This is a genomic window from Paraburkholderia sp. D1E, from assembly GCF_052682275.1.
Genome location: NZ_JBQYMB010000001.1, coordinates 6624980 through 6650996, shown reverse-complemented (window position 1 = coordinate 6650996; position 26017 = coordinate 6624980). Strand labels below are relative to the sequence as shown.

The 26017-nt window shown below is 62.9% G+C and carries 22 protein-coding genes; 2 read left to right on the top strand and 20 right to left on the bottom strand.

What is annotated here, in order from left to right; all coding sequences use genetic code 11:
- Nucleotides 1-69 precede the first annotated feature (69 nt).
- The 7 genes from ACUN0E_RS30005 to ACUN0E_RS29975 form a co-directional block, all read right to left on the bottom strand.
- Nucleotides 70-1122, bottom strand: coding sequence for a tRNA dihydrouridine synthase (locus tag ACUN0E_RS30005; RefSeq protein ID WP_445568868.1), 1053 nt, complete (start codon nt 1120-1122; stop codon nt 70-72).
- 402 nt (nt 1123-1524) lie between these two features.
- Nucleotides 1525-2142, bottom strand: coding sequence for a polyhydroxyalkanoate synthesis repressor PhaR (gene phaR, locus ACUN0E_RS30000; RefSeq protein WP_408222974.1), 618 nt, complete (start codon nt 2140-2142; stop codon nt 1525-1527).
- Nucleotides 2143-2276: 134 nt separating this feature from the next.
- Nucleotides 2277-3017: a 3-ketoacyl-ACP reductase gene (locus ACUN0E_RS29995; RefSeq protein ID WP_408222972.1), complete on the bottom strand. Its 741-nt coding sequence runs from the start codon at nt 3015-3017 to the stop codon at nt 2277-2279.
- Nucleotides 3018-3223: 206 nt separating this feature from the next.
- The gene (locus ACUN0E_RS29990; protein WP_445568867.1) at nt 3224-4405 is read right to left on the bottom strand and encodes an acetyl-CoA C-acetyltransferase; all 1182 of its coding nucleotides are present in this window, start codon (nt 4403-4405) and stop codon (nt 3224-3226) included.
- Nucleotides 4406-4541: 136 nt separating this feature from the next.
- Nucleotides 4542-6371 (bottom strand): class I poly(R)-hydroxyalkanoic acid synthase, encoded by a 1830-nt coding sequence (phaC, locus tag ACUN0E_RS29985; protein ID WP_445568866.1) that lies wholly within the window; start codon nt 6369-6371, stop codon nt 4542-4544.
- Between the two features lie 544 nt (nt 6372-6915).
- Nucleotides 6916-7776, bottom strand: a complete 861-nt coding sequence (gene pgeF / locus ACUN0E_RS29980; protein ID WP_445568865.1) for a peptidoglycan editing factor PgeF — start codon at nt 7774-7776, stop codon at nt 6916-6918.
- Entirely contained in the window at nt 7773-9050 is a 1278-nt protein-coding gene (locus ACUN0E_RS29975) for an RluA family pseudouridine synthase (protein ID WP_445568864.1), read from the bottom strand. The genes pgeF and ACUN0E_RS29975 overlap by 4 nt, the downstream gene beginning before the upstream one ends.
- A gap of 38 nt (nt 9051-9088) precedes the next feature.
- On the opposite strand from ACUN0E_RS29975, the gene ACUN0E_RS29970 reads away from it, so the two are divergent.
- Complete coding sequence (locus ACUN0E_RS29970) at nt 9089-9949, top strand: outer membrane protein assembly factor BamD (protein WP_445568863.1); 861 nt, start codon at nt 9089-9091, stop codon at nt 9947-9949.
- Nucleotides 9950-10066: 117 nt separating this feature from the next.
- Here the strand turns inward: ACUN0E_RS29970 and rlmD are convergent, their stop codons facing one another.
- From rlmD to surE, 6 genes are all read right to left on the bottom strand, one after another.
- Nucleotides 10067-11485, bottom strand: a complete 1419-nt coding sequence (rlmD, locus tag ACUN0E_RS29965) for a 23S rRNA (uracil(1939)-C(5))-methyltransferase RlmD (RefSeq protein WP_408509085.1) — start codon at nt 11483-11485, stop codon at nt 10067-10069.
- 231 nt (nt 11486-11716) lie between these two features.
- Complete coding sequence (locus ACUN0E_RS29960; protein WP_408335578.1) at nt 11717-12493, bottom strand: 3'-5' exonuclease; 777 nt, start codon at nt 12491-12493, stop codon at nt 11717-11719.
- 3 nt (nt 12494-12496) lie between these two features.
- A complete protein-coding gene (gene rpoS, locus ACUN0E_RS29955) occupies nt 12497-13579 on the bottom strand; it encodes an RNA polymerase sigma factor RpoS (protein ID WP_408222958.1) in 1083 nt (360 codons plus the stop codon).
- An 11-nt stretch (nt 13580-13590) separates the two neighbouring features.
- Nucleotides 13591-14529: a peptidoglycan DD-metalloendopeptidase family protein gene (locus tag ACUN0E_RS29950; protein ID WP_445568862.1), complete on the bottom strand. Its 939-nt coding sequence runs from the start codon at nt 14527-14529 to the stop codon at nt 13591-13593.
- A gap of 5 nt (nt 14530-14534) precedes the next feature.
- Nucleotides 14535-15614, bottom strand: a complete 1080-nt coding sequence (locus ACUN0E_RS29945; RefSeq protein ID WP_445568861.1) for a protein-L-isoaspartate(D-aspartate) O-methyltransferase — start codon at nt 15612-15614, stop codon at nt 14535-14537.
- Nucleotides 15611-16369 carry a 5'/3'-nucleotidase SurE gene (gene surE / locus ACUN0E_RS29940; RefSeq protein WP_408335584.1) on the bottom strand — a complete coding sequence of 253 codons (759 nt, stop codon included), beginning with the start codon at nt 16367-16369 and terminating at the stop codon, nt 15611-15613. Before surE ends, ACUN0E_RS29945 begins: the two co-directional genes overlap by 4 nt.
- A 238-nt stretch (nt 16370-16607) precedes the next feature.
- On the opposite strand from surE, the gene ACUN0E_RS29935 reads away from it, so the two are divergent.
- A complete protein-coding gene (locus ACUN0E_RS29935; protein WP_445568860.1) occupies nt 16608-17582 on the top strand; it encodes an NADPH:quinone oxidoreductase family protein in 975 nt (324 codons plus the stop codon).
- Between the two features lie 106 nt (nt 17583-17688).
- Here ACUN0E_RS29935 and ACUN0E_RS29930 read toward each other — a convergent pair whose 3' ends face one another.
- The 7 genes from ACUN0E_RS29930 to ACUN0E_RS29900 form a co-directional block, all read right to left on the bottom strand.
- On the bottom strand, nt 17689-18513 hold the full coding sequence (locus tag ACUN0E_RS29930; protein WP_408222948.1) for an ABC transporter permease: 825 nt from the start codon (nt 18511-18513) through the stop codon (nt 17689-17691).
- Between the two features lie 165 nt (nt 18514-18678).
- Nucleotides 18679-19491, bottom strand: coding sequence for an ABC transporter ATP-binding protein (locus ACUN0E_RS29925; RefSeq protein ID WP_408217383.1), 813 nt, complete (start codon nt 19489-19491; stop codon nt 18679-18681).
- Nucleotides 19492-19606: 115 nt separating this feature from the next.
- Nucleotides 19607-20644, bottom strand: coding sequence for an ABC transporter substrate-binding protein (locus tag ACUN0E_RS29920; protein WP_445568859.1), 1038 nt, complete (start codon nt 20642-20644; stop codon nt 19607-19609).
- Between the two features lie 46 nt (nt 20645-20690).
- The gene (locus ACUN0E_RS29915; protein WP_408222944.1) at nt 20691-21917 is read right to left on the bottom strand and encodes a CaiB/BaiF CoA transferase family protein; all 1227 of its coding nucleotides are present in this window, start codon (nt 21915-21917) and stop codon (nt 20691-20693) included.
- A 122-nt stretch (nt 21918-22039) separates the two neighbouring features.
- Nucleotides 22040-22636 carry a recombination mediator RecR gene (gene recR, locus ACUN0E_RS29910; protein ID WP_063496327.1) on the bottom strand — a complete coding sequence of 199 codons (597 nt, stop codon included), beginning with the start codon at nt 22634-22636 and terminating at the stop codon, nt 22040-22042.
- Nucleotides 22637-22896: 260 nt separating this feature from the next.
- Nucleotides 22897-23223, bottom strand: coding sequence for a YbaB/EbfC family nucleoid-associated protein (locus tag ACUN0E_RS29905; protein ID WP_133648934.1), 327 nt, complete (start codon nt 23221-23223; stop codon nt 22897-22899).
- Nucleotides 23224-23283: 60 nt separating this feature from the next.
- A complete protein-coding gene (locus ACUN0E_RS29900; protein WP_445568858.1) occupies nt 23284-25968 on the bottom strand; it encodes a DNA polymerase III subunit gamma/tau in 2685 nt (894 codons plus the stop codon).
- Nucleotides 25969-26017: the final 49 nt, after the last annotated feature.

The window sequence follows — 26017 nt, the reverse complement described above, 5'->3', positions numbered from 1 at the left end:
GCGGCAAGGCCAAAGGGTCCGATCTTGACAAAGACCATAGCCCGGACGACATCCCGCGCACGCAACCCTTTATTGTACCGCGCCGGCGACCGTGCAGTCGGCCAGGTGGCGGGGCATCGCCGGGTCGAGCAGACCACGCGCTGCGCGTTGATATGCCGGTATCAAGCCGTTAAACGCCAGGGCGCGCTCTATCACCTCAAGAATTTCGCGCGAATCATGCAGGCGCCGGATGGCTGCATGCAGTTCAGCGGCCTGCGGCCAGGTGCGCTTCAGATAGCTGAGCCACATTTTGACGCGTCCGTGCTCATGGCGAGCTGCGACACGGGCTTGCAATTTTTTCAGGTAATCGGCGAGCTGACCCAGCACGGCCGGCCATTCCTCGCCGGAAGGCGTTCGGTCCATCAGTCCGCGTATCCTCAACGCCAGGAAAGGATCCGACACGGCGCCCCGCCCGATCATCACGTCCGCGCAGCCACTGACCGCCCGGCACCGTTCCCAGTCGTCCACCGTCCAGACTTCTCCGTTGGCAATGACCGGCACGTCCACGGCGGCGTCGATACGCGCGATCCAGTCCCAGTGGGCCGGCGGCCGGTAGCCGTGGTCACGCGTTCTGGCATGCACGACGAGGGAGGCCGCGCCGCCTTCCGCCAGCGCCGTGGCGCAATCGATCGCGAGCGAAGTATCGGACACGCCGAGCCGCATTTTTGCTGTCACGGCGATGCTGGCCGGCACAGCGGCGCGAACAGAGGAAACGATCCGGTTGAGCGCTTCAGGGTGCGCCAGCAGCATCGCGCCGCCACCGTGCCGATTGACGACTTTGGCGGGACAGCCGAAGTTCAGATCAAGTCCATGCGGCGACAAACTGGCGGCCTGAGCCGCATTCAGCGCCATCCATTCAGGATCACTGCCGAGCAGTTGGATCACCATCGGCGTGCCGCAAGGTGTACGGCCACCGTGGAGGACTTCGGGCGTATCTCGCTCGTAGACGCGCTCGGGCAGCACCGAGCCCGTCACCCTGACGAACTCGGACACGCACCCATCGAATCCGCCCATGCCTGTCAGCACGTCGCGCAACACGTAGTCCGCAAGCCCTTCCATAGGCGCAAGAAACAGCTGGCTCATGCGAGAACGGCGCTTAAGCAGCTTGTGCGAATCTGAGGGTCAGTCAAGGCTGACAACTCCGGCCTTCGGAATCGAATGCATGGGCAAGGCAGGAAAACGGGTCTGCGACATAGGCGGGGCTGGCATGCAGCGGTGGCGACAGCGACAAATGGGGACTGTGCGACGAGATCGGGGGGCGATCATAAGGATCATGAGGACCACACCACACGGTAACGCACGCAACCCGCGATTGTACCGCGCCCGCGGCCGCCCGCCTGGGCCCGGCACGCGGGGTCGCCGCAGGGTTGTCGCGATAGCACCCGGCGCACCCTTGGCGCGACGTGCGCATCACTTCACCCCCGGCCGGGCGGCGAACGCGTACTGACGCGCCCGCCGCCTCGGCGTTAGCGTCGCTCTACGCCCTTACTTCTTCTCCGGCTCCGGATTGCCTTGCGGATTAGCCGGCGTGGCCGGACCTCCAGCCGCATTCGCCGCGCCGCCCGGCGTGAACGGGAAGGTGGCGAACATCGATTTCGCCTGAGTCTGCATCTGCTCCTGCATCTGCACGAACATGTTCTTCGACTGCTCGATATAGCTGGTCATCATGCCCTGCATCATCGGGGCCTGCATGTTCATGAATTGCGACCAGACTTCAGGGTTCATCGCCTTGCCTTCGTACAGGTTCTTCGACTGGTCGGCGAGTTTCGCCTGAATGTCGATGAAGGCCTGGATGTTCTTTTCCAGATACGTGCCCATCATGCCCTGCATCGCATGACCGTAGAAACGGATGATCTGCGACAGCATCGACGACGAGAACATTGGCAAGCCGCCACTCTCCTCATCCAGGATGATTTGCAACAGGATGGCGCGCGTCAGGTCCTCATTGCTCTTCGCATCGATGACCTTGAAATCCTCTTGATCCAGCACGAGCTGCTTGACGTCAGTCAGCGTGATGTACGTGCTTGTCTCGGTATCGTAGAGCCGACGATTCGGATACTTCTTAATCAACCGTTCGGCTGTTTTCTTTGTAGTAGTGGTCATTTAACGCCTTTGAGCGCGAGTTGAGCGCGGAAACGGCGTCATGCCGACTGAGCCATCGTGCAATCGCACAGTCGAGACGCCGCCGGAACCATCTGAGCAGAAACACGCCGCCTTGTGAGCGGCGCGCTCATGACTCAGCCCATATGCAAACCGCCGTTCAGCGAGAAATCAGCGCCCGTCGAGAAACCCGATTCGTCCGAGGCGAGCCATGCCACGATCGAACCGATTTCCTGCGGTTGACCGAGACGGCGCACCGGAATCGTCGCGACGATCTTTTCCAGCACGTCCGGACGGATCGACTTGACCATGTCGGTGCCGATGTAGCCCGGCGATACGGTATTGACCGTCACGCCCTTGGTGGCCACTTCCTGCGCCAGCGACATCGTGAAGCCGTGAATACCGGCCTTCGCGGTCGAGTAGTTGGTCTGACCGAACTGGCCCTTCTGCCCGTTCACCGACGAAATGTTGATGATCCGGCCAAAGCCACGCTCGACCATACCGTCGATCACCTGCTTGGTGACGTTGAAGAGGCTGGTCAGATTGGTGTCGATCACCGCCGTCCAGTCTTCGTGCGTCATCTTGCGGAACACGACGTCGCGCGTAATGCCGGCGTTGTTCACCAGTACGTCGATCTCACCAACTTCTGCCTTGACCTTGTCGAATGCCACCTTGGTCGACTCCCAATCGCCGACGTTGCCTTCAGACGCGATGAAATCGTAGCCTAGCGCTTTTTGCTCTTCGAGCCACTTCACACGGCGCGGCGAGTTCGGGCCGCAGCCTGCGACCACCTTGAAGCCTTCCTTGTGCAGCCGTTGGCAAATGCTCGTGCCGATGCCGCCCATCCCGCCCGTTACGTACGCAATTCGCTGTGTCATAAACTACACTCCGTTATCGTTTTCGAGGCGCCGACCGGCTGCCTCTTCCCTCGCCTGTGCTTCATCTCCACTGCCGCCGGGCGACCGGCCGACGAGGCCACTACTCACCGCGCACCACCTGCTGCCATGTGACGCGCGGCAACCCTGCTTACCGCTTGCCAGAATCCATCTGCGCCTGCTTTCAGCTTGAGCCTGCCTGCGGTCCGTTAAGCGCGTTCGAGCGCCAGCGCCACGCCCATGCCGCCGCCAATACACAGCGACGCCAGACCCTTCTTCGCGTCGCGCTTCAGCATTTCGTGCAACAGCGTGACGAGAACCCGGCAGCCAGACGCGCCAATCGGATGGCCGATTGCAATCGCGCCGCCGTTCACGTTGATCTTCGACGCGTCCCAGCCCATCTGCTGATTCACGGCCAGCGCCTGCGCGGCAAACGCTTCGTTGATTTCCATCAGGTCGAGATCGGCCGGCGTCCAGCCCGCGCGCTCGAGACAGCGGCGCGACGCCGGTACCGGGCCCATGCCCATCACCTTCGGATCCAGACCCGAGGTGGCGTAAGCCTTGATGCGTGCGAGCGGCTTGAGGCCGAGCGCTTCGGCCTTTTTAGCCGACATCACCAGCACCGCCGCCGCGCCGTCGTTCAGGCCCGACGCGTTGGCCGCCGTGACCGTGCCTTCCTTCGAGAAAGCGGGCTTCAGGCCCGCGAGCGATTCAGCCGTTACGCCGTGGCGCACGAACTCGTCAGTTGCAAAACGCAGCGGCTCGCCCTTGCGTTGCGGAATTTCGACCGGCACGATTTCGTCGTTGAAACGGCCCGATTTCTGCGCGGCTTCCGCCTTGTTCTGCGACAGCGCCGCAAACGCGTCCTGCTGCTCGCGCGTGATGCCATATTCCCTGGCGACGTTTTCCGCCGTCACGCCCATGTGGTACTGGTTGTAGACGTCCCACAGGCCGTCGACGATCATCGAGTCGACCAGCTTCGCGTCGCCCATGCGGAAACCGTCACGCGAGCCCGGCAGCACGTGCGGCGCGGCGCTCATGTTTTCCTGACCGCCTGCGATCACGATGTCCGCATCGCCCGCGATGATCGCGTTGGCCGCCAGCATCACGGCCTTCAGGCCCGAGCCGCATACCACGTTGATCGTCATGCCAGGCACGGCCGCGGGCAGCCCGGCCTTGATCACCGATTGACGCGCCGGGTTCTGGCCCGAGCCCGCCGTCAGCACCTGCCCCAGAATGACTTCACTGACCTGTTCCGGCTTCAGACCGGCCCGTTCGAGCACGGCGCGAATCACCGTGGCGCCGAGTTCGGGCGCGGCGATCTTCGCCAGCGACCCACCGAATTTGCCAACTGCCGTACGGGCGGCCGATACGATCACAACATCAGTCATTTCCATATCCTCCGGGCACATCGGCAAAATACGCCGCAGCCCGTCAAGTTAAAAATATCGTTGTTCCTGCGCCCTTGCACAATCAGACGCGCATTCATACCGCCAAAACCAACCGCGCCTTCAGACGCGTTAAAACCTACTCCCGTTGCCGCACATAACGCCCCGGCGCCGGTTCGATCACCGGGAATTCAGCAGAGCCGGCTGCGGCGCGCGGCTTCACTTTCTTGCCGCCATACTGGTCGAGCCACGTGGTCCATTCGGGCCACCAGCTGCCAGGCACTTCGGCCGCCTGGTCGAGCCATTCGTCCGGGCTTTCCGGCAACGTCTTGACGTCGCCTTCCAGCGCCCAGTAGTTGCGTTTTTTCTTCGCAGGCGGATTGATCACACCCGCGATGTGACCCGACGCGCCGAGCACGAACTTCAGCGGCCCGGCGAGCAGCGGCACCGACGCATAGGCGGTTTGCCACGGCACGATATGGTCTTCGCGCGAACCGTAAATGAAGGTGGGCACATCGATCTTCGAGAGATCGACCGGCTCGCCGCAGGTGGTCAGCGCACCCGGCTCGCGCAGACGATTCTCAAGGTACGTGTTGCGCAGATACCAGACATACATCGGGCCCGGCAGACTGGTCGAATCGCTGTTCCAGTACAGCAGATCGAACGGCACCGGCGTGCGCCCCTTGAGGTAATTGTCGACGACATAGTTCCACACCAGATCGTTCGGCCGCAGGAACGAGAAGGTGTTGGCGAATTCGATGCCACGCATCAATCCGGGCGTGCTTCCGTTCTTGCCGCCGATGGTCTGCTCACGCATCTGCACGTGCGCCTCGTCGACGAAAACGTCGAGCACGCCCGTGTCCGAAAAATCGAGCATTGCGGTGAGCAAGGTCATCGACGCAGCCGGATGTTCGCCGCGCGCTGCCGCCACCGCCAGCGCCGTGGCGAGCATGGTGCCGCCCACGCAGAAACCGAGCGTGTTGATCTGCTCGCGGCCGCTGATCTTGCTGACCGTGCTGATCGCCTTGAGCACGCCCTCGCCGATGTAATCGTCCCACGTCTTGCTCGCGATCGATGCGTCCGCGCTGCGCCACGAAATCAGGAACACCTGATGACCCGAATCGAGCCCGTGCGCGACCAGCGAGTTCTCCGGTTGCAGATCGAGAATGTAGAACTTGTTGATGCAAGGCGGCACGATCAGGAGTGGCCGCTCGCGCACGGTGGCCGTGCGCGGCTTGTACTGGATCAACTGCATCAGGTCGTTTTCGAACACCACGGAGCCTTCGGTGTTCGCGAGATTTTCGCCGACCACGAAACGCGATTCGTCGGTCTGCGAAATCTTGCCGCGCTGCAAGTCACCCAGCAGATTCATCACGCCTTGGCGCAGGCTCTCGCCTTTGCTATCGAGCAAGGTCTTTTGCGCTTCCGGATTCAACGCGAAGAAGTTGCTCGGCGACGCGGCCGCGGTCCATTGCTGAACCGCGAACCGAACGCGCTCGCGCACCTTCGGTTCGGTTTCGAGCGCGTCGACCATTTCCTGCAGATAGCGCGCGTTCAACAGATACCACGCAGCGGTAAACGCATAAGCCGGCGTCGCGCTCCACGCATCGGAACTGAAACGGCGGTCTTTGAGTTCGGGGGCTTTCGTGGTGGAGCCGGTGGCCTGCTGGATCAGTTCCATCGCCTCGCGCGAATAGTCGGCCTGCAGCTGTTGCAGACGCTCCGATGGAATCGCGGCGCTCGGAACGTTGAGTCCAGCGAATGAAGGCATTGAAGGCAGGGATCCAGCAGTCAGTTTGCTGAAGTCAGGCATGCCGGGGAACGACGGCATCTGCGACAAACTCATTTGCGGTATGGGAGGGATGCCCGCTTGCGGCATCTGCGGCATCGGGAAAGGCATGCCATTACCGCCGGGCGGGGTGCCGAGCGAACGCCATGCGTTCATCCAGGCCTCGAATAACTGCTGCATGCCTGCGGCTGAAGTTGCACCGCTCGTACCGGCCTGCTGCGTATGCTCCGTCGAGGAGCCCGTGCTGGGGGAAGCTGAGGAATGTGATGCTGCCATACCTGCTTTTGACCGGTGAGTCCTTGCGGACGGGTTGAGAGGCAGGTTCATGCGCACGTGGGCGATTGCTCGCGGCCTCGTCACGCCCTGTCCCATGTACGAGGAACTGTGAGGAACATTCTTGCTCCCCACCGCAAGGCATGTCAATGCTTGTTCCCGATTTTGCCGCAGTGCGATAGTTTTTTAATTATCGTTTTCCCTGTGTAGCAGATCGCGCTTTTGGAACATGCGTTGATAAGTGCCTGCGTTGGCGAAAAAAGCGCCCATATGGCATGGGCTTAAGTGCATTTATCCGTTCGCTCGCGGACACTTTTGGCGGCAGATTTACGCGTGCGCAGCAAATTCCGGCAGCGCAGCAAAAAAACGTGCCGCGCCTCCGAATAAACCCTCATACGCGTGCTCGCAGGAAGGCGTCGCGCCCACCAGAGTGGGTGCCGGAGTGGACACCTTATTGCGCGATCGTCTGCGCCTGATCGTCCAGCCAGATCAACGCAGCCATGCGGCCTGTCTCGCGATCGCGGCGATAGGAATAGAAGCGCTCACGTTGCGTGACCGTACACAGATCGCCGCCGACAATGCGGGTCACGCCAATCCGCTGCAAGCGCAAGCGCGCCAGCGCAGCAAGATCGGCAAGATATTTGCCGGGGTTTTGCGGATGCGGAACGAATGCATACGCCGTGGCCTCGCGTTGTGCACCGTCCACGCCTTTCATGAAGGCGTCACGCACATCTGCACCCACCTCGAACGCGCTGGGCCCGATTGCTGGGCCGAGGTAAGCGTGCAACGACGGCGCCCCCACACCGGCCAGATCGGCAACGCGCTGTGCGGTCTGTTCGACGATGCCCGCTGCCAGGCCACGCCAGCCGGCATGAGCCGCACCGACCGCACGGCCTGCTTCGTCGCACAAAAGCACCGGCATGCAATCGGCCACCATCACGACACACACCGTGCCGGGCCGATCGGTGACGCTGGCATCGGCACGTGTCGGCGTGCCGCTGGCGTGAATCTGCGCGAGCGCATCTTCAGCACGCACGATGCCGGCGCCGTGAATCTGTTCGAGCCACGCGGCCTCGCCTACGCCTGCCAGACTCAGCAGCCGTGCGCGGTTAGTGGCGACCGCGGCGGGATCGTCACCAGCTTTCATCCCCAGATTCAGGCCACCGGGCTGGTCCCCACCATCCTGCTGCCAGCGGCCAAACGGCGGCTCGCTCACGCCGCCGTTGCGCGTGGTGACGAGCGCGCGCACGCGCGGCGACACGTTCCACGCGGGTTGCACGACATCGGCAAAGCTCAGCTCGGGCAAGCTCATGCGTGACTGTCCTCGTCGTGTTCGTCATCGCTTTCGTCGTGATCGCCTTCACCGTGTGTTTCGTCTTCGACGGCATCGTCGTCCGGCGAGGCGTCGTAGTCGTCTTCCTCGTAGTACGTCTCGTCGAACTCGCCCGCATCGTCACGCCCGAGGCCAAGCGCCGCCGACAGCACCTGCATGTCTTCCGGTGCATCGGCACGCCATTGCATGGTCCGGCCGGTTTGCGGGTGGATCAGGCCGAGGCGCCACGCATGCAGCGCCTGGCGCGCGAAACCGTCCGGCAGCGGCGTCACCGAGCGCTTGCCGCGTGCACGCCCATAAATCGGATCGCCAAGCAGCGGATGGCCGATATGCGCACAATGCACACGAATCTGATGAGTACGGCCGGTTTCCAGGTCGCAATGTATCGCGGTAACCGGCTGACGCTGCCAGATCGCCGTATCCACGCGCCGGAAATGCGTGCGCGCCGCTTTGCCCGATGCGCTCGTCACCACCGCCATGCGCGTGCGCTCGCGCGGATCGCGACCGATCGGCGCGTCGATCGTGCCTTCTTCGGGCATGTTGCCCCATACGAGCGCAAGATAGCGGCGTTTCACCGTACGCGCCTGGAGCTGGCGCACCAGATCGGTCTGCGCCTCGAGCGTGCGCGCCACCACCATCAGGCCGGACGTTTCCTTGTCGAGCCGATGGACGATACCGGCACGCGGCAGACCCGCTGCGGCGTCGCCATAGCGGTATAGCAGGCCGTTCAGGAGGGTGCCGCTCCAGTTGCCGGCGGCCGGATGCACGACCATGCCGGCCGGCTTGTTGATGACCACCAGCGTGTCGTCCTCGTAGACGATCTCGAGGGGCACGGGTTCGGGCGTAAAGGCGAGTTGCTCCGGCAGCAGGTCGGGTACGAGCTCGATAGTCGCGCCAAGCGGCACCGGCTGGCGAATTTTTGCGGGCTTGCCGTCAATGTGCACCCGCTCCGACTCGATCCAGCTTTGCAGCCGGTTACGTGAAAACTCCGGAAAGATTCGGGCGAGCACCTTGTCGAGGCGCTCGCCAGCCATTTCGTCGGGCACGACGACGCTGCGCGGCGTCTCGTCCGCCACGCGGCTCGCCACCGTCGGCACCATGCTGTGCGGGCCGGCGGGAGCAAGCGCGTCGCTGCCGAGATCGTCGTCGAGTGAATCGACGCCCAACGCGTCGGAGGGGTCAGCGCTTACGCTATAATCTTTGTTGCTATTCCCGGCACCGGTTGCGGCGCCTGGAGTATTTGAGCGGGTCATTGAGTCTGGGTCACCTGGACGTAAAGCTAGACTGGAAAATGCGAGCCTTGAACACCATCACTAAAGCGGCGATCAATTTGGCGGCCATCAAGAAGGCGGCCCGGAAAGTGGCCGGATACATTGCGTGCGCCGCGGCCGTCGCCGTTGTTGCGGCCTGTCACGGCTTGCCGGAAAAGACCGACGAGACGGCTACGTGGAACAACAACAAATTATATACGGAGGCGAACGACGCTCTGACCGGTGGTGATTACGGCAAGTGCGCCAAGTATTTCGAGATGCTCGAAGGCCGCGATCCGTTCGGCCACTTTGCCCAGCAAGCGCAGATCAACGTCGCGTATTGCAACTGGAAAGACAACGAAAACGCCGCCGCCGACCTGGCGATCGACCGCTTCATCCAGTTGCACCCGGATCACCCGGACATCGCCTACGCGTACTATCTGAAGGGCATGATCCACTTCAACGACGACCTCGGCCTGTTCGGCCGCTTCTCCGGTCAGGACATGAGCGAGCGCGATCCGAAGTCGCTACGCGAGTCGTATGACGCGTTCAAGGTCGTGGTCGACAAGTACCCGAACAGCAAGTATGCACCGGACGCAGCGCAACGCATGCGCTATATCGTGAACGCGCTGGCGTCGCACGAAGTCCACGCGGCGGATTATTACTACCGCCGTGGCGCATATGTCGCCGCGATCAACCGCGCGCAACTGGCGTTGAAGGAATACAAGAACGCGCCGGCTATCGAAGACGCACTGCACATCATGATGCTGTCGTACGAGAAGCTGAATCAGCCGCAACTGGCTGACGACACGAAGCGCATTCTGGCCGGCACCTTCCCCGACAGCCCGTATGTCACGGGCCATGCAAGGCCGGGTAAGGAAAAGTCGTGGTGGCAGTTCTAAGCCTCGACCAGACGCTTTCAACGTAAAGCTTAAACTAAAACGCCACGACCGAAGTCGTGGCGTTTTAGTTTGTGGGGCGCCGCCAGCGTGTGCACCACCGGCTGGCAACAGGCGCCCTCAGTCCCGCTCGAACAACGCAATCGATTCCACGTGCGAGGTGTGCGGGAACATGTTCACCACACCCGCGCCCACCAGCCGATAGCCGGCCCCATGCACGAGCAGGTCCGAATCGCGTGCGAGCGTTGCCGGGTTGCACGACACATAGACGATACGCTTGGGCAGCGGCCCATTGCCGCTTTGCGCGATCTCGGCCAGCGCCTTCGCCACTGCCAGCGCGCCTTCACGCGGCGGGTCGATGAGAAATTTGTCGAAATGACCGAGCGCGCGCATGTCGTCGGCGGTGACTTCGAACAGGTTGCGGCAGGCGAACGACGTATGCCCCGCTACGCCATTCAGCTCGGCATTAGCGAGCGCGCGAGCGGTCAGCACGTCACTGCCTTCGATGCCCACCACTTCCTTCGAAATCCGCGCAAGCGGCAGCGTGAAGTTGCCGATTCCGCAGAACAGGTCGAGCACGCGGTCCGTGCTGGCCGGGGCCAGCAGACGCAGCGCGCGGCTCACCAGTACACGATTGATCGCGTGATTCACCTGGGTGAAATCCGTGGGCTTGAACGGCATCCGGATGTTGAATTCCGGCAGCGTGTAGTCGAGCTCCACATCGAGCGGATAGAACGGCGTGACCGTGTCGGGACCGCCCGGCTGCAGCCACCACTGCACCTTATGCTCGTCGGCGAAATCGCGCAGCACCTGTTCGTCGGCGACGGTGATCGGTGCGAGATTGCGCAGCACCAGCGCGGTAACCGACGAGCCGACCGCGAGCTCGATCTGCGGCATACGATCGTAAATCGACAGTTTGCGGACCATGAAACGCAGCGGCATCAGCATCGCGGACACGTGCGGCAGCAGCACCTCGCAGGTCTTCATGTCGGCAATCTGGCTGCTTTTCTTCTCGTAGAAGCCAATGCGCATGCCGCCCTTTTCCGGCAGATAGCGCACCGCCAGACGCGCGCGGTAGCGGTATCCCCACGCCGGACCCTGGATCGGTCGGAACACGGTCTCCGGGCGCAGCTTCGCCAAGTGCCGGAAATCGTCTTCGAGCACGCGCTGCTTGACGGCAATCTGGGCTCGGATGTCGAGATGCTGCATCGAACAGCCGCCGCAGGTATCGAAGTAAGCGCATTTGGGCGTGGTGCGCAGCACGCTTTCGCGCAGCACCTGGACCACTTCGGCTTGCTCGAATTTCGCCTTGCTGCGTTGCGTCGCGTAGCTGACGCGCTCGCCGGGCAACGCACCTTCGACAAAAATCACCTTGCCGGGCGTACCGTCTTCGCTCTCGACACGACCCACGCCGCGCGCTTCCATGTCGAGCGAAACAATTTCGATGATCGGCTCATTGCCGGTAATGACGCGGGCTTTCACCGGCGCGGGCGCCTTCTGGCGCTTCGGCGAACGACGTTGTGGGGCAGTTCGGGACACCTGCGACTTCCTGACAAACTTGGGGGGAAAGGCGAGATTGTAGACGAAGCGCCGCACTTGCCAACGATTTGGCGCGACGGTAGGGTCCGTCAGCCGCGTGGAGCGCCTCGATCGTGATGGGCTAAGGTGAACCAAGGCGCTTGCGCACGATTTCGCGCTACGACGGCAGCCTTCGCAGCACCTACCCGTCAGCGTGCGGCGAACCGCTTCGTTACAAGACTGTTAAGAGGCCTACTGATCGAATGCGGCCAGATACTCGGCCCATTGCGGCGCCGTTTCCAGCGCGAGCGCATTTTTGACCAGATTGATCTCGTCCGCATACTCTTCAGCCGAAAACGCGCCGCGGATCAGCTGGAAGCGGCAATACAGCAGGTACGTATTGACGACGTCGGTCTCGCAATAGTTACGGATTTCCTCGATGCGGCCGTCCTGGTAAGCGTGCCACACCTGGCTGCCGTCCATGCCCATCTTGCCTGGGAAGCCGCACATCTTGGCGAGCGCGTCGAGCGGCGCGTTGGCGCGCGCCTGATACATAGCCAGCACGTCCATCAGATCGGTGTGACGCGCGTGATAGCGGCTGATGTAGTTGTTCCACTTGAACTCGCGATCGTCCTCGCCGAGGTCCCAGAAACGGGACGCCGGGATGCCGTTGATCAGCGCGCGGTAGTTCAGCACCGGCAAGTCGAACCCGCCGCCATTCCACGACACGAGCTGTGGCGTGTATTTCTCGATCACGCGATAAAACGACTGCACGAGCGCCGCCTCGCCGTCTTCCAACGTGCCGAGCGAGCGCACACGGAAACCGTTGTTGTCGCGGAACACACAGGAAATCGCGGCGATCCGTTGCAGGTGGTGCGGCAGAAAATCGCCGCCGGTCTTTTCGCGGCGCGCCGCAAAGGCGTGCTCAGCAACCTCGGCGTCGCTCAGCGTATCGGGCAAATTTTCGAGGCGGCGAATGCCGGCGACATCGGGAATCGTCTCGATGTCGAAAACAAGAATCGGTGTCATCAGTTATAGAACGGCGTCCTTCCGAACACCGTTGGAGGCAAAGAAGCGCTTCAGCCGCACCAGCGCTTCCTGTTGGATCTGGCGCACACGCTCGCGCGTGAGGCCCATTTCGTCGGCCAGCTCTTCGAGCGTGGCGGGTTCGATGTGGTTCAGCCCGAAGCGGCGCTCGATCACGTGACGATGCTTGTCCGACAGGCGCGCGAGCCATGCACGTGTGAGCGTTTCCAGCTCGCGGTGCTGCACTTCGGCATCCGGCGACTGGCTTTGGTCGTCGGACAGCAGGTCGAGCAGGCTGCTCGCCGGGTCGAGATCGAGTGGCGCGTCGAGCGAAGCGGTGTGTTCGTTCAGCGCGAGAATGTCGGTGACTTCGTCGGTGGTCTTGCCGGTCAGATAGGCAATATCGTCGATGCTGGCGTCGCGGCGCTCCGCGGCTTCGCCGGAATTCATCGAATTTTTTTCCAGATGGCGCTTGGCGCGCAGCACCTGGTTGAGCTCACGGATCACGTGCACCGGCAAACGCACCGTACGCGCCTGATTCATGATCGCGCGCTCGATGCTCTGGCGAATCCACCACGTGGCGTAAGTGGAGAAACGAAAGCCGCGTGTAGGATCGAATTTCTCGATGGCGTGCATCAAGCCGAGGTTGCCCTCTTCGATCAGATCGAGCAGCGGTACGCCGCGATTCAGATAACCCTTCGCGATGCTCACGACGAGCCGCAAATTGCGCTCGATCATTACTTGCCGCGCTTCGAACTCGCCCGCCTTGGCCAGACGCGAATACTTCTGCTCTTCCTCGACAGTCAGAAGCGGCTTGACGCTGATGCGGTTCAGATAGTGCTGAATCGTGTCAGCCGTCAGCTCGGCTTGCAGCAGCGCGCGGAAATCGTCCGCATCGGGCGGAGCCTCGCTCGCGCCTTCGCGGGCCTCACCGCGTTCTTCCGCGCCGCCTTGACGTTCGTCAAGATCGCGCTCCTCTGCGACCTCTTCTTCCACTTCCGAAGCGCCGCCTTCCTCCACCGCAGCGGGCGTGACGCGGCTGATCGTCTCAGACTCGGCTTGAGGTAAGCGGCGCTTCGATTTCGGCATGGTCGTATCGCTTATTGCGGCGGCAAATACTTCAGTGGGTCGACAGGTTTACCCTGCCGGCGAACTTCGAAATGCAACATCACACGGTCGGAATCGCTATTGCCCATCTCAGCAATTTTCTGCCCTTTCGTCACCGCGTCCCCCTCTTTTACCATCAAAGCGCGGTTATGTGCATACGCGGTGAGATAAGTTGCATCATGCTTGATGATAATGAGATTGCCGTAACCACGCAGCCCATTTCCGGCATAAACCACGCGCCCATCCGCAGAAGCCTTGACCGGATCGCCGGCCGCGCCGCCGATATTAATGCCCTTGTTGGTCGAATCGTTGAAAGTGCCGAGCATCGGTCCCCGCACCGGCCATGCGAACACGATATTGCCAGATGCGCCAGCGTTCGAATCGCTCGCGGCACCCGGGTTAGCCGGCGGCGTCAACGAAGCGTTGTTCGCACTCGAACCATAGATCGGCGGCGCCGCGACACCCGCTGCAGCGCCTGCCGACGGCGGCGTGCTGCCAAGCGGCGCGCTCTGCACCGTGCCACCGCTGCCGATCGGCGCCGTCGACACGCCCGGCGTCAATGCGGCGGTATTCGCGCCCGGCGGCACGACGCGCAACAATTGATCGACCTCAATCTGATTCGGGTTAGTGAGATTGTTCCAGGTTGAAATATCGCGGTAGTTCTGGCCGTTCTCCAGCGCGATCCGGTACAGCGTATCGCCCGGCTTCACGCGGTAGTAGCCCGGCGGCGGCGGTCCGAGCGGCACGGCCGGCTGCTGCGCGGCTTGCGTGCCGAGCGCGCCGCTGCCGGAGCGGTCGATGACCGGCGCCTGATCGAGGCGGGTCGCACAGGCCGACATCAACAGGGACAAGGCGAGCACGCACACGCTACGCTGGGTTACGGTCATGGGGATATTCAGTCTGGTTCTTTGCATCGCGCGCAACATACTCATCGGTGTCAAATCACTCCGGATTTTAAGGGTACAAAGAAAACGCGATCAAGCCGCGACTCGCGCCATTGCGCGGGTCCGAGGCGTTCGACCAGAGTCAGCACCTGGTTCTGGCCTTCCTGCGAGCCGACCGGCGCGACCAGACGGCCGCCGATCGCGAGTTGTTCAAGTAATGCCTGCGGTACGTCAAGCCCGGCCGCGGCGATCACGATCGCATCGAACGGCGCCGCCGACGGCAGCCCGAGGCGGCCATCACCGTAGTGCAGCCGGATGTTCGGAATACGCAGCGGACGCAAATTTGTCTTCGCGCGTTCGGACAGCGGCTTGATGCGTTCGATCGAATAAACGTCCCGCGCGACCTGGCTCAGCACCGCCGCCTGATAGCCGCAACCGGTGCCGATTTCGAGCACGTTGTTCAACGCGCGGCCGGCGGCCGCCAGTTCGATCATCCGCGCGACCACGGAGGGCTTGGAAATCGTCTGGTGATGGCCGATAGGCAGCGCCGCGTCTTCGTAGGCCTGGGCCGCGAGGCCCGGGTCGACGAACATGTGGCGCGGCACGACCGACATCGCGTTCAACACGCGCTGATCGGTCACGCCGTTCGCACGCAGGCGTTCGACCATCCGTTCGCGAACGCGTTCCGAAGTCAGCGCCAAAGCGCCGTTCAACGCGACGTTCGGCACGGCGCTGCGCTCGTTGAGTCTGGCGGCTGGCTTGTTCAGCGGCGCCGGTTTTGGCGCGACGCGCACAACCGGAACTTGCGCGACGGCTGTTGCGCGTGGTTTGGCTTGCGGCTTGGCCTGGGCGTTGGCCGGTGGATTCGCCGGCGCCTTCAGCGGCACCTTCGCCTGCGCCTTGGCCTGCGGTTTTGCTTGCGACGTCGCTTGCGGTTGGGTCTGCGCCCTCGCCTGAGTCTTTCCCGTGGAGCCGGGCGGCGCATTCTTCGCAGGTTGCTGGCGTGCGTTCAGTGCCGCGCTCGCGGCGAGTACCGCCGCGCGCACGTCGCCCGGACGCCCTTCAGGCCGGCGCGGTTCGCGCACCAGGTCCTCGAGGCCGAGCGGAAAGCGCTTTGCGCGCTCGCTGGTCATGAAGTGCTGCTGCCGGCGCGCGCCCAGTCGCGCGCTGCGGGCAGCATTTGCGTGTGGGTCAGGTCGAGCTGCAACGGCGTGATCGACACCTGGCCGTTGGCGACGGCGTGGAAATCGGTGCCTTCGCTCGCATCGCGCGCACTGCCGGACGGGCCAATCCAGTAGATCGGTTCGCCGCGCGGGTTGGTCTGACGGATCACCGGCTGCGACGGATGCCGCTTGCCCAGACGCGTGATATGCCAGCCGTCGAGTTGCTCGTATGGCAGGTTCGGAATATTGACGTTCAGGAGCGGATGCCCCGGCAGCGGTTGCTCGAGGTAGTGCGCGACGATCTCGGCGGCCACACGCACAGCGTCTTCGAGATGCACCCAGTCTTTGTCGACCAGCGAGAAGGCAATGGCCGGCACACCGAACATGATGCCTTCGGTGGCTGCGGCGACGGTGCCCGAATAGAGCGTGTCCTCGCCCATGTTCTGGCCGTTATTGATACCCGAGACGACGAGGTCCGGCGTGTGGTCCAGCATACCGGTCAGCGCAATGTGCACCGAGTCGGTCGGCGTGCCGTTGACGTAATAGAAACCGTTCGCCGAGCGCAGCACCGAAAGCGGACGCGACAGCGTCAAGGAATTGGACGCGCCGCTGCAGTTCTGCTCGGGGGCCATCACGGTGACGTCCGCAATCGGCTTGAGCGCTTCGTAAAGCGCGGCAAGGCCGGGCGCCAGATAACCGTCGTCATTGCTGAGTAGGATTCGCATGCGGCGATTGTAACCGAGGAAAGAAGGCACGCGAACGACACGGCAGGCGGTGCACGTATCACATGCAAAGCGCACGCGCCGGGGCCCGTGCCAACGAGGATCGCCCCAGCAAGCACTGGCTTCGAGCAATAAAAACGCACGGTCGTGCGAATTGTTTTACACTCGGGTTTTACACTCAGAATAGTTGCGACGCCCCGAAGGAAGTCCGCTTGGGGACCCTGATCGATATGGAGACACGATGCGCGCGATTCGCTGTAATCAATATGGGCCGCCGGAGAGCCTGGTCGTCGAAAATCTGCCGGACCTCGAACCGCCGCCTGGCCATGTCGTGATCGACGTCAAAGCCGCCGCCGTCAATTTTCCCGATGTGCTGATCATCGAGAACAAATACCAGTTCAAACCACCCCTGCCCTTTACTCCTGGCTCCGAAGTCGCGGGCGTCGTGCGCGCCGTCGGTGCCGGCGTGACGCAGTTCAAGCCGGGCTCAAGGGTGGTCGCGTTCACCGGCTCGGGCGGATTTGCCGAGCAGGCGCTGGCCCCGGTCGCGGCGTGTGTGCCGCTGGCGGACGGCGTCGAATTCGAACTGGCCGCCGCGTTCACACTGGCCTATGGCACGTCGCATCATGCGGTGGTCGATCGCGGCCAGTTGAAGGCCGGCGAGACGATGCTGGTGTTGGGCGCGGCGGGCGGCGTCGGACTCGCCGCGGTCGAGATCGGCAAAGCGCTCGGCGCGCGCGTGATCGCGGCGGCGTCGAGCGACGAGAAGCTCGCTACCTGCGTAAAGCATGGCGCGGACGCCACCATCAACTACAGCACCGAAGACTTGCGCGAACGCATCAAGGCGCTAACCGCTGGCCAAGGTCCGGACGTGATCTACGATCCGGTTGGCGGCGTGTATGCGGAACCGGCGTTTCGCAGCATCGGCTGGCGCGGACGTTATCTGGTGGTCGGCTTTGCGAACGGCGAGATCCCGAAGTTGCCGCTCAATCTGACGCTGCTCAAAGGCGCTAGCCTGGTGGGCGTGTTCTGGGGAGACTTTGCGAAACGCGAACCGCAGCACAATCACGCCGCGTTCCAGCAGATGACTGGCTGGATCGGCGAGGGCAAACTCAAGCCGTATGTGTCGGAACGCTATTCGCTCGAAGACACGGGCCGCGCGTTGCGCGATATGGCAGAGCGCCGGGTGATCGGGAAGGTGGTGGTTACGCCTTAGGCGCAATGCGCTGCCGCAGCCGCTCCTTTGAGTGGGAAAGAGAACGGAAAACGGCGTGGGGTTTAAAACCGCACGCCGTTTTTGTTGAGTCTTCGGGAATGTGGCGCTACAGCTTTTCCGTATCACCCGACTTCGGCTGCCACTTCATCAGCCGCCGTTCGCCAATCCCGACGATGGCGTCGAGAATCAGCGCGAACGCCGTCAACACCAGAATCCCGGCGAACACAGTATTGATATCGAAGGTGCCTTCGGCTTGCAAAATCAGATAACCGACGCCGCGCGCCGAGCCGAGATATTCCCCCACCACCGAACCGACGAACGCCAGGCCCACCGATGTATGCAGGCTCGAAAACACCCAGCTCATCGCGCTCGGCAGATACACGAAACGCAGCAACTGCTTGCCGTTCGCGCCGAGCATGCGCGCGTTGGCGAGCACAACCGGGCTCACTTCCTTGACGCCCTGATAGACGTTGAAGAAGACGATAAAGAACACAAGCGTGACACCTAGCGCCACCTTCGACCAGATGCCGAGGCCAAACCACACCCCGAAAATCGGCGCGAGAATCACGCGCGGCATCGAATTGGCGGCTTTGATGTACGGATCGAATAGCGCGCTCGCGAGCGGCGACAGCGCAAGCCACAAACCGACGCCGAGTCCGAGCGCGGTGCCGAGCGCGAACGCGAGCACCGTTTCGACCAGTGTGATCCACAGGTGCAGATAGATTTCGCCGCCCGTGAACCACTCCCAGATGCGCTGAAGCACTTTCTGCGGCTCGCCGAAGAAGAACGCGGCCTTGTTCGGGTCGTCGAAATAGAACGGCGGCAGCAGCGTCGGACTGGTCAGCACGTACCAGAGCACGAAACTCAGTACGAGCAGCAGCCACTGCCAGATCATCAGGTTCGCCCGGTTCGGGCGCAACGTCTTCCACATGACTCGGTTTGCCTTTGACGATTGATCGACGCCAATACAAGACGTAACAAACAGGACTTAACGACGGGACTCAACGACTGGACGGACGACAGGATTCAGCTACGGATATCCATACATGCCGCCACGCCACTCCGCAACGTATCGCAACGCAACTACGTGACCCGCTCAAACAGCCGTGAGCTGCTGCTGATAACCCTTGAGCACCTCATCGCGCAGCACGCTCCAGATCTGCGCATGCAACTCGACGAAACGCGGATGCGCGCGAATCTCGGCGACGTCGCGCGGACGCGGCAGATCGATTGTGAATTCGCCGATCGGATGCGTACCCGGCCCCGCCGACAGCACCACTACACGGTCGGACATCGAAATCGCTTCGTCGAGATCGTGTGTGATGAACAGCACCGCTTTGCGTTTGGCCGCCCATAGGTCGAGCAGCTCGTTTTCCATCAGCTGACGCGTCTGGATATCGAGCGCGGAAAACGGCTCGTCCATCAGGATGATGTCCGGATCGAGAATCAAAGTCTGCGCCATCGCGACGCGCTTGCGCATGCCGCCCGACAATTGATGCGGATAGCGGTCGCCGAAGCCACCGAGGCCGACCCGCTTCAACCACTCGTCAGCTTTGCTGCGCGCTTCCGCCGGCGGCACGCCATGAAACGCGAGGCCAGCCATCACGTTGTCGATGGCCGAGCGCCACGGCATCAGCGCGTCTGCCTGGAACATATAGCCGGCGCGCCGGTTAATCCCCTTGAGCGGCTCGCCGAACACACTGACCGTCCCCGACGACGGTCCCAGCAAACCCGCGCCGACGTTCAGCAGAGTGGATTTGCCGCAACCGGTCGGGCCGACCACCGAGACGAATTCGCCCGGCGCGATGTGCAAGGTCGTGTCCTTGACCGCCGTGTAACGCTGCGCGCGGTTGTCCCGCGCAGCGAACGTGCAGGTGATGTTGTCGAGCGCCAGAGCGGCAACGGTCATCGTTCGACTCGCTTCGAAAATCGGTTTCGGTTTGTCATGTCGTCATGACGGCGGTGGACGGTGGGTGATCGAGGGGAACGCAGCACGTGCCCCGCCCTCGGCTCCACGCCGGTACTTAGGCCTTGACGGTCACCAGCGCTTTCTTGACGAAGTCGTTGGTCCACGCCCTGGACAAATCGATCGGCTTGCCCTGCACGTTCGGATCGAACGCCTGCAGGGTCTTAAGCGAGGTGGCCGGGCCATCGGCGGGCATCAGACCGTCCGGAGACATTGCCTCCTTCACATGCTGCCACGCGTCCAGATACACCGCGCGGTCGCCGAGCAGATAGCCTTCCGGCACGGTATTGATCAGCTCGCTACCGGTCGCCGTTTGCAGCCACTTGAGCGCGCGCACCATCGCATTGGTCAGCGCCTGGGTGGTGTTCGGATTCTTCGTGATGAAACTCTGCGACGCGTACAGACACCCCGCCGGCATATCACCGCCGAACACGCTGCGCGTATCGGCGAGCGTGCGTGTATCCGACACGACGCGAATCTCACCGGTGCGCTCGAGCTTGGTCATCACCGGGTCGAGATTGGCGATGGCGTCGATCTGGCCCGACTGCAGTGCCGCGATCGCCCCAGCCCCTGCGCCCACCCCGATGAACGCGACGTCTTTCGCGGTCAATCCGGCTTTCGCCAGCACGAAGCTCGCCATGATCGAGGTCGACGAACCCGGCGCTGTCACGCCAATTTTCTTGCCTTTCAGATCGGCGATCGACTTGTAATTCGGCATCGCCTTCTTCGATATCGCGAGGACGATCTGCGGCGCACGCCCCTGTAGCACGAATTCGCGGAACGACTGCTTTTGCGCCTGCAGCAGCAAGGTGTGCTCGAACGCGCCGGAGACCACATCCGCGCTGCCGCCGACGGCCGCCTTCAACGCCTGCGAGCCGCCGGCGAAATCCGAGATTTCGACGTCGAGTCCCTCGTCCTTGAAGTAATTGCGGCGCTCGGCAATCGTGAGCGGCAAGTAATAGAACAGGTTCTTGCCGCCGACGGCAATCGCCACCTTGGTGGTTTCAGGTTTGCCCTGTGCGAAAGCGAGCGGCGTGGCGGCGAACGTGGCGCCCGCGAGCGCGGCGGTACCGGTGAGGAAGGTTCTGCGTTGCATGGTCTGTCGTCTCCAAACTTTTGTTATCTTTTTGCCGCGCACTCACTCACACAATCTGTTGCGCGTGCAACCTTACAATGTGGTCTGAATCATAACCTAGCGATTGCAGGACTTCATCGGTATGTTCACCCAGTTCCGGGCCTAACCAGCGCGTTTCGCCGGGGGTTTCCGAGAGTTTCGGCGTCACCGACGGCAGCGTGATTTCCTGACCATCCTGCCATTTGAAGCGCTGGATCATCTGGCGTGCCATGAATTGCGGATCGGTGAACATGTCTGCGACGCTGTAAATACGGCCGACCGGCACGTCGGCGGCGTTCAGCACGGCGAGCGCTTCGTCGATAGTGCGCGTGGCGAGCCACGCGGCGATCGCGCCGTCGATTTCCTGGGTACGCGGCACGCGGCCGTCGTTGTGCGCGAGAGCTGGATCGTTCGCCAGGTCTTCGCGTTCGATAGCGACCATCAGGCGCTTGAAGATCGGGTCGCTATTACCGCCGATGACGATGCTGCCGTCGCGGCAAGGATACGTGTTCGACGGCACGATGCCCGGCAGCGACGCGCCGGTGCGCTCGCGCACCATGCCGTACACACCGTACTCAGGCACCACGCTCTCCATCATGTTGAAGACGGCCTCGTACAGCGCGACGTCGACGACCTGCCCTTTGCCGCCGTTCACCTGCTTGTGATGCAAGGCCATCAACGCGCCGATCACGCCATGCAGCGCGGCAATCGAATCGCCGATCGAAATGCCGATGCGCGGCGGCGGCAAATCCGGATAACCGGTGATGTGGCGCAAACCACCCATCGATTCGGCGATCGCACCGAATCCTGGCCGGTCTCGATATGGCCCGGTCTGGCCGTAGCCGGACAGACGCACCATCACGAGCCCCGGGTTCTCCGCCGATAAAACGTCATAACCGAGCCCGAGCTTCTCCAGCAAACCCGGCCGGAAATTCTCGACGACGATATCCGCCTCTTTCGCGAGGCGCCGCACAATCTCCTTGCCCTCTTCGGCTTTCAGATTGATCGTGACGGATTTCTTGTTACGCGCCTGAACGGCCCACCAAAGCGACGTGCCGCCGACTTCCGGATAAAGCTTGCGCCATTTGCGCAGCGGATCGCCGCCCTTGGGATCCTCGATCTTGATGACGTCGGCGCCGAACTCGCCAAGAAAGCGCGCGGCGAACGGGCCGGCGATCAGCGTGCCGAGTTCGAGCACCTTGACGCCGGCAAGCGGGCCTTTAGGGGTGGCGCTGGGGTCTGGGGTGACGCTCATGTGTCTCCTCTGTGTGCTGTTCTTGCCTGGGCACGGCGCGGCTGGAAGCGTTGCGGAGCGGTCCCGCCCGGCACGCTTAGGTATTGCAGGTGCCGCGACATGGCGCTGCTGGTTACGTCAGGCTACATCGAGCGCCGGTCGAGCATTGCACGGGCGATCGTGCCGGCGTCGACGTACTCGAGTTCGCCGCCCACCGGCACGCCGCGCGCGAGGCGCGTCACGGCAAGACCGCGCGCCTTGAGCGTCTGCCCGAGGTAATGCGCGGTGGCTTCGCCTTCATTCGTAAAATTGGTTGCGAGTACGACTTCCTTGACGATGCCATCCGACGCGCGCTTGACCAGCCGGTCGAAATGGATCTCCTTCGGGCCAATGCCGTCGAGCGGACTGAGCCGCCCCATCAGCACGAAATAGAGGCCACGATAGGTCATCGTCTGTTCGAGCATGATCTGGTCGGCGGGCGTCTCGACAACGCACAACAAGGCCGGATCGCGTTCCTCATCGAGACAGACCTCGCAGATCTGCGCTTCGGTAAAAGTGTTGCACTTCTCGCAGTGCTGCAGATGTTCAGTCGCGAACAGCAGCGAGCGGCCGAGTTTTTCGGCGCCGTCGCGATCGTGCTGCATCAGGTGGTACGCCATGCGTTGCGCGGATTTTGGCCCGACACCGGGCAGCACGCGCAGCGCTTCGACGAGCGCCGACAAGGCGGAAGGTTGTTTCATGCGGATCGGCGGCGTCGAAGTGAGTGTTGCCCGGTATGGCCCGGTATGCGGGTGGCGATGCGGTTGCTTCTATCAGCTCGGTAACGAATCGGACAGGCACGCCTGGCGAACGAACTGAACCGCCCTGATGCAAACTTGCACGACCTGGGGACGGGTGTCTGGCGCGGGCACTGAAACGAGCGCGGCTCGCGCATTCAACTCACGCCGCGGTCAAAGCAACGGCGTGAACCCCTTCTTGCAGATTCTTGCAGCGACGTCGCTCAGAACGGCAGCTTGAAGCCCGGCGGCAGCGGCAGACCCGAGGTCATTCCGCCCATCTTTTCCTGAGCGGTGGCTTCGGCCTTGCGCACGGCGTCGTTGAATGCAGCGGCGACGAGGTCTTCCAGCATGTCCTTGTCGTCGGCAAGCAGGCTCGGATCGATCGATACGCGACGCACGTCGTTCTTGCAGGTCATCGTCACCTTGACGAGACCGGCGCCCGACTGTCCCTCGACTTCGATCAATGCAAGCTGATCCTGCATCTTCTTCATGTTTTCCTGCATCTGCTGGGCCTGCTTCATCAGCCCGGCGAGTTGGCCTTTCATCATGGACATGCTCCTTCTTGATAGCGTGAAATCCGGAAATCGGGTGCGCCAAAGCGCGGCGAATCAGTAGACGGACGACGCGCCGTTCGGGCCGGCGTTCTGTGTAATCGGGCGGATCGAACCGGGCACGATGCTCGCGCCGAACTCGCGGATCAGCGACTGCACGAACGGATCAGCACCGATCTCGCGCTCCGCTTCCTGTTGGCGCTGGGCGCGCACAGCGGCGTCGTGCGCGGCCGCCGTGCGACGCGCCGGACCGACTTCGACCAGCACATCGACGTTCTGACCGAGCTTTTCGGCGAGCGCGGCTTTCAGTTTAGCGACCTGGGAGGCTTCGGCGTACTGCGGCACCGGCACGCTCAGCTTGAGCGTGTTGCCTTCGAGCGCCATCAGTTCGCTGTTGAACGCGAGCTGATACGAAATGCCCTTGAGCGGCAGATCGACCGCGAGCGCAGGCCAGTCGCCCTGGAAACCCAGTGGATCGAGCGGCACGGCGGGCGGCAACGGCCGCTTGTCGACCACGGGCGCGGGGGGCGACGCAGGCGCGGCGTTCACGCGGACGTCGTCGGGACCGCTGTCGAACACCGGCATGTAGTTGTCGTCCGGCAGGCCGTAATAGCCTTCGTCCGCTGCCGTTAGCGGCATGTATTCATCGGGCGGCATGTCGTCCCACGGCGCGTTCGATGAGCCGTTCTGCTCCGAACCGTTGCGCTGGGCCTGAGGCGACGAAACGCGCGCCGCCGGTGCCGCATCTTGTTGCTGCGCGGGGCGCGGGGCGCCCGGCGTCGGCACATTGACGACAACGCGGGGCGCGGCAGACTTCGGCGTGGCCGGGGTCACGGCGGGCCTCGCGGCTGCAGCCGTAGCGCGGCCGCGGTCAGACGACACTTTCAGACCGGCACTGCGCAATACGTTGAGTGCGTCACTCGCGCCACCCGCACGGCGCGGCGGGATGTCGGCTGCAGGCGGCGGCTCTTGCGATGCCGTTGCCGGTGCGGCCTCTTCTACGCGTGCGAGCGTGGCTGCGGCCGGAGCCGTGAGCGAAGACGCGGGTGCCGATTCCTGCTGAGCGGCCGCGGTGGATGCGTCTATCGGGCTCGGCGCGGTGGGCGCGTCGTCCCACGGTGCCAAGGGCGGCGCAGTGGCTACCGCAGTGGCTACTTTTGTTACTTCGATCGATCCAGTCGCCGCGGCTGCCGGTGCCGGGGGCGTCGCTTCGGGCATCGGAGCCGCTCGGGGCGCGCTCACGTCCGCAGATGCAGGCACCGGATCGCTCAGATTCGTTTCGACGGAAGTTTCTTCCTGCCACGGCGCTAAAGCCGGTGCGGCAATGGTGTCGGCTGCCGCGGGCACGACTGCTGCGCTCGCCCCACCAGAGGCAGATGCGGACCTGGAAACAATCGCCGCGTCAGCAATAGCCGGTTTCGGCGTTTCAGTATTTTCAGCAGACTCCGGCGACGCCAGGTGCTGCGAATCCGGCGTCGTGGACTTCGCTTCTGCCACCGGATTCCCGGAGCGCACCGGCACGGCAGCGGCTGCTTCAACCGCTCGCGACGACGCAACCGCCTGTTGCGCGGCGACCGCCGGCGAGCCGGTGCGTTTAGCTCCACCCGCCCCCGCCGGCCCCGCCGCTCGCGCCGCAGCCGCGCCGCCACCACCGGTGGGCGCCGGTTCGAATGCCAGCATGCGCAAGAGCGTCATCGTGAAGCCGGCGTATTCGTCAGGCGCGAGACCCAGTTCGCTTCGGCCGATGGTCGATATCTGATAGAACAGCTGCACCTGCTCGGCGCTCAACGCCTCGGCAAAACGACGCAGATCAGCCGCTTCTGGCCACTCGTCCAACACCGACGAAGGCGCAAACTGCGCCCACGCGATTCGATGCAACAAGCTCGCCAGATCCTGCAACGCCGTCGAAAACGACAGGCTGCGCAACGCCATCTCGTCCGCGACCGCCAACACCGTGGCGCCGTCACCATCGGCAAGCGCGTCGAGCAGGCGAATAAGATAGCTTTGATCGAGCGCGCCGAGCATGCCGCGCACCGCTTCTTCGTTTACCTGATTGGCCGAATAGGCAATCGCCTGATCGGTCAGCGAGAGCGCGTCGCGCATCGAGCCGTCGGCCGCGCGCGCGAGCAGACGCAATGCCTGAGCGTCGTACGGCACCTTCTCTTCGCCGAGAATGTGCTCGAGATGCGACACGATGTGCCCGGCCGGCATCTGTTTCAGATTGAACTGCAGACAGCGCGACAGCACCGTGACCGGGATCTTCTGCGGATCGGTGGTAGCAAGAATGAATTTGACGTGCGAAGGCGGCTCTTCCAGCGTCTTCAACATCGCGTTGAAGGCGTGATTGGTCAGCATGTGCACTTCGTCGATCATGTAGACCTTGAAGCGCGCGTCGACCGGCGCGTAGACCGCGCGCTCGAGCAGCGCCGCCATTTCGTCGACACCGCGATTACTCGCCGCGTCCATCTCGACATAATCGACAAAGCGGCCTTCATTGATCTCGCGGCACGCGCGGCACACGCCGCACGGCGTGGAGGTCACGCCGGTTTCGCAATTCAGCGCCTTGGCAAAGATACGCGACAGCGTGGTTTTGCCGACGCCGCGGGTGCCGGTAAACAGATAGGCATGATGCAGACGGCCGCCGTCGAGCGCGTGCGTGAGCGCGCGCACCACGTGCTCCTGTCCGACGAGCGAAGCGAAATCCTTCGGCCGCCATTTGCGTGCGAGAACTTGATAGGTCATCCGGAAATTGTATCAGTAACGATGGCGCGCAAAACCGAATCGAGACGGC